The 4,959-nt window shown below is 49.0% G+C and carries 2 protein-coding genes; both read right to left on the minus strand.

What is annotated here, in order from left to right:
* Window positions 1–2,215, minus strand: a 2,215-nt coding sequence (locus tag Q0502_RS07820) for a xanthan lyase (RefSeq protein WP_298649302.1), incomplete at its 3' end; no start/stop codon positions are given.
* A gap of 132 nt (window positions 2,216–2,347) precedes the next feature.
* Entirely contained in the window at window positions 2,348–4,846 is a 2,499-nt protein-coding gene (locus Q0502_RS07825) for a glycoside hydrolase family 9 protein (protein WP_298649303.1), read from the minus strand.
* Window positions 4,847–4,959: the final 113 nt, after the last annotated feature.

The following is a 4,959-nucleotide window of genomic DNA, read 5'->3' on the forward strand; positions in this document are numbered from 1 at the left end:
ACGGTGCGGAAACCCTGGTAAATCCGTTTACGATTAAGACTTCCCCCTTCTGATCCGTTTTACGGCATACGGACAGGATCTCCGAGGGAAAGCTTAGTCCGCCGTCATTTGCTGCGACCACCTTAAAGCTGTAAATATTGTCTTTCTGTATGGATGCCATGTAACTGTTACCGCTTACAGTAACACCGTTATCGAATCCTCCCCCGTTGAGGCGGGTGTAGACGATATACCGGGTGGGAGTTGCGGACGGCTCCGCCGGATCGGACGACGGCTGCCATTTCAACTCTATTTCCGTATCGCCTGAGAACCGGGCGCTGAATTCTTTTACCGGAAGTGGTTGCACTACGTAAGGCCGGCTGTATTGGCTTGCCAGGAACCGGAGCATCCCTTTGTAGATGGAGCGGCTCACGGTAAAGCGGAACGAAGGATCCAGCCCGTAGCGCATGTCGGCAAAGTTCTGATGGGATAACAGCTCCAGCAGCATGGTTGGTACGTTAGGCATCCGTGCTTCGGCATAGGAACGGTTCCAGAGATGGCGGCGGGTCCATTCCGGTTCGAATTCGCGCCGTATATCGTTTACGATCTCTTCCATCACCAGTTCGGAGAGGTCGCGTGACGCCCATCTCGATCTTCCGTTTTCAAACATTCCGTCGTTAAATTGCGTCATGTAAATACCGAGGGTGCCGACTATGGTATCTCCCCAGAAAGTACCGGCATCGGTATGGAAAGCAAACGCCAGATCCAAAGGAATATTCAGTCCCTCTTCTTTGGGTAGTACGGGGGAGCCTCCCGCCAGCCAGTTGACCCATGCACCGCGACCGGCATAGTCGTCGGTATAGTCATTTTTACTTTCCGAACGATTATAAACGGAGTCCGGCACGCCAGCCCACTGCATCCAGTAACGCGCGCCTTCGGTATAACGGGGATAACCGCTGATCTCCGGAGAATAGTCGATCTTCGGGATCACTGTTTTTTTTGTCGTCTGAGCGTCCGAACTTTTGGTGTTCTCCCTTTCAAAGCCTTCGGGATGAGGCATCCTTGCTATATTTCCCATTCCCCCGCCTATCTTTACCGCATCGGCAGTGATAATTCTCCCGGCACGGCTACTTTTGTTGGAGAGGGTGATCTTGTGGCTGCTCCCTTTGTCGAAATCAAAATACCCCAAAAATATCCAGGTGCCGCCTCCCATTTGCTGGTTGACCTGGAAATCGGTCTTTCCGCCTGCATGATATACGCTGTAAAGCGCATCATCACTACTGTTCTTTACTGTCTGATAGGAAACATAGACACCATACTTTCCCTTTTCGGAAATATCGGGTCGCCATTCGGCGAAACTCTCCTCACCGCGGGTTATCGTCTCGGTTTGCCTGGCCGTTCCCATCCGGAAAGGGTTCTCGCCGTCCAGATAAATCTTTTTGGGATTGGCAAATCCTGCTGAATTCGTGTTCCACCAAGCTTCTTTTCCGTTGGTTTCCCGGTATCGGGAACTGTCTTCTTTGTCTGAATGGCCGGGGTCGTTCCCTCCCTTGCTGTCATCATTGTCTATGACCAGTTCCGTTCTGTTGTAATCCCGTTCGCGCGGCATCAGCACATTGGCACCCGCGTTCTCGAGCATCGGTACCAGGAACGGGAGCACGTAACTCTGCGTATAGAGGTCTTCCACCGTTTGGAAAATGCGCGCCCGCTGCCATTCCCACCGTCCCAGCTTCTGTTCGTAATACCAGCCGTGACTCTGCCACAGGGCGATATGGTTGTTTTGTAATCCTTTCTCGAAATCCCCTGCAGGAGAAGAGTTATTGGACACAAGCGGTTTTTTTACCCGAGGTGCGATCATCCGGTTCTTGTCTTTCTGCTTATTCCGGAAGAAATTGGGGACCAGATGGCTGATCTCCTGTCCGTCGGAGAATACACTTACCTGGTATTTTTTTTGTTCCGGAGATAGATGGTAGCGTACACTATCGTAGATATGCAGCACTGTGTTCTCCCGCATCGGAAGATAGGAAAGTGCCAGGTTGGTATGTAGCTCTACGCTCTTTTTCCGTTCATTGATTGCGATGCTGTCCACCGTAACCCTTCCGGGGCGCAACATAACCTCTTTATAGATATTAGTGAGGGAGATATTCAACTTCTGTTTCAGGGAATCATCGGCAGGATTCTGAGAAAAAGAGGAATAAGTTAGGGCAAGAATGCATATAATAAAAACGGATTTCCTCATATGGTTATTTTATCTTTATGGGTATAGAATTGCTTATCTCAAAACGAAAGAACAAGTTTGAATACGAAGGATCGACGTAGTCAATAGATGCCCTTGATTCCTGCAAAAATAGGAAAAAATGGGCGAATCACCTCAATCTTTCAATAGTGTGTTTATACTCTTGAATTCATATCCTCTGTTTTTCAACTCCTTTATCAGCTCCTCCAACCGGTTATACAGTTTATCGGTCCGTTTCGGATCCGTACCGAGATGGATCAGGAGCAGAAAGCCGTTCAGCCCATTTTTGTCTTCGTATGTCAAAATATTGTGATAGATTGTTTCCGATGAAAGGTAATTCTTCATTCCGGGCGTAGTGTAATCGGCATTGGATGTTGTTCCCGGAGTGAAATTCACCACATGTACCCCCATCGCTTCCGCCCAATCGCTGATTTCCTGATTGTACCATTCGTAGGGCGGCATAAAATAGCGTGGAGATTCAATCTTCAATCCGATTTTTTCCATCGCCCGATAGTTGTCGTTCAGGTCTTTTTCGAAATCAGACCGGGAAATCAATGTAGAATCACGATCTTTCCAATCGGCATATAAAAGGTGCTTATCGGAATGTGGGCCGAGATAGTGGCCATCCTTCTGAAGATCCTGTGCAATGGCGGGATATTTCCGGTAGAAATCGCCTGTCAGAAAAAAAGCACCTTTTATATGGTGATTTTTCAGCACCTTTTGTATCACACCGGCTCCATCAGCATATTCGTGACCGGTAAAAACAAGCGACAGGTGTTTTTCGCATGTATCACCCCGTACGATACCGCCTAATACTTTTTCCGGTTGTTTTGCCCGTGCGCTTAAATAGCCGAGATAATAGGTAAGCGAGGCGGTTCCGTCCATGGTAGGCTCGTTGGTGGAATAATCGGCGTAATCATCGTGATACACCACATAATCCGATTGAAAACCGGCATATTCATCTTCATTGGCCAGATAGATCCCTATTAAATTACTGAAGATCGAGTTGTAGATGGGGCCGTCTACAATGCCGCCTGTGACCGGTATTTGGTGTAGGTGTGTGAATGCCGAATGCGGATCTGCCGGCGTATCGCCCTGTTCGGGATATCCCACGATCATAGAGGTACCCCATGGATTACATCCCAACAGCCAGTCACGCATGGCCGTCTCGATTTCAAGGAACGAATCGTCTCCTGTAATTTCGTGATACAACCTGCATTGGGTGATAAAGCCTACCGTCAGATTATTGGAACACCAGATAAATGGTATTCCATTCAAAAAAGCATTCCCTGCAGCCCGGTCCTTTACACGCTGCAAGCCTGTTTTCATGTTCCGTATGAATTCTTTTCGGGCGCGTGGATCGCTGTCCTGTACCGCTAAGTGATAATTGGCCAGATTTACGAAGGGGTACCATTGGTAATGCCTTGCCGAATCGGCACCCATCCAGGGTGTGACAGGCTCAAGCCTGCCATAATTGACAGCTTGTGTCAAATACTCTTTTTGTCCGGAATTGTTGTACATTTCCATGGCTGCCAGCTGCATATCGTCTGCCCAGTTATCCTCTTCGTAGAAATAAGGCGCACCCCCGGGTGCGGTTTGGGAAACTCCGGGATTTTCAACCCCTTTGCGGTAAGCCTCTTTGGCCTTTTGCACCAATATACCGGAAAATTCGGGGTAATATGCGGCCAGTAATTTAGCGCCCAGGGAAAATGAAGATGCATACTTTCCTACAGTAGAAGCCATACCGGTGCTTCTGTTCTTGTATTTGAACAACCCCTGCGGTTTGGGACTGACAAAATAGACGGGACGTTCTTTTCCCAGGCCCCAGCCATAATCGACCTTCTGTTCGTTAGGCAAGGTAAATCCCACGTGGTCGCGATCGTCGGCCAGTTGATTGAAGTAGGTATCAGCATCGGGATTCATTTTCACCAGCCAGTCCAATCCCCATTTAGCCTCGTCCAGGATATCGGGAATACCGTTAGCCCCTTCGTGTCCGTTTGCATCATATTTATCCCCGAACGACCCGGGGTGCTGGCTGTATGCAAAAAGCATCTGGTACACGGCGTTGGCCGATGTGGTCACATATTGCAGGTAATCCGACGCATCATGCCATCCGCCGGTAGTGTTGAAATACTGCCCGTCGCGTTTTCCGTCGGGATCGCCTACGGAAATGGCATCATGCACATGGCATGAGTCTTTCAGGAACGGATTGTATCCGCACCGCTGTTGGCGCATATATTGTAACGGGATTTCCGCCGCCCCGGCATATATATCGTTGCCGATACGGAAAGGAACGGATTCTGTTTTACCCACTTTCACGATGTAGCTACCTGGCCTTTTGAGAGCCGTGAAATTGAGCCGTGCCGATGATCCGAACGCCGGCTGCTTTCCCGTATTGCGGACATCCGAACCTGTAAATACGGCCTCTTTCGTAGCCAGATCTATTACCTGGAATTCACTGACAACATGGTTTTCCTTGCTGATCCAGACGGCCACTTTCACGTCGTCTTCCAGGTAGCCGACCTGATTGACGCGCAACCAGGATGATTGGGAATACCCCGTACAGAAAACAAAAATAAACAATAAGGTTACATTTAGTTTTCCCATACGGAGTTCGGGTTTATTGTTGTTCATAATCCTACCTTATTTTTAAACCGAAGCGACACGTTTCTTGTATTCGGCAAGACAAGCGTCCAGACGCTCATGGGCAGTAGTGTCCCCCGGCACATTGTGCGAGGGATGGATGA

The sequence above is a fragment of the uncultured Proteiniphilum sp. genome, assembly GCF_937873925.1.
Classification (GTDB): domain Bacteria; phylum Bacteroidota; class Bacteroidia; order Bacteroidales; family Dysgonomonadaceae; genus Proteiniphilum.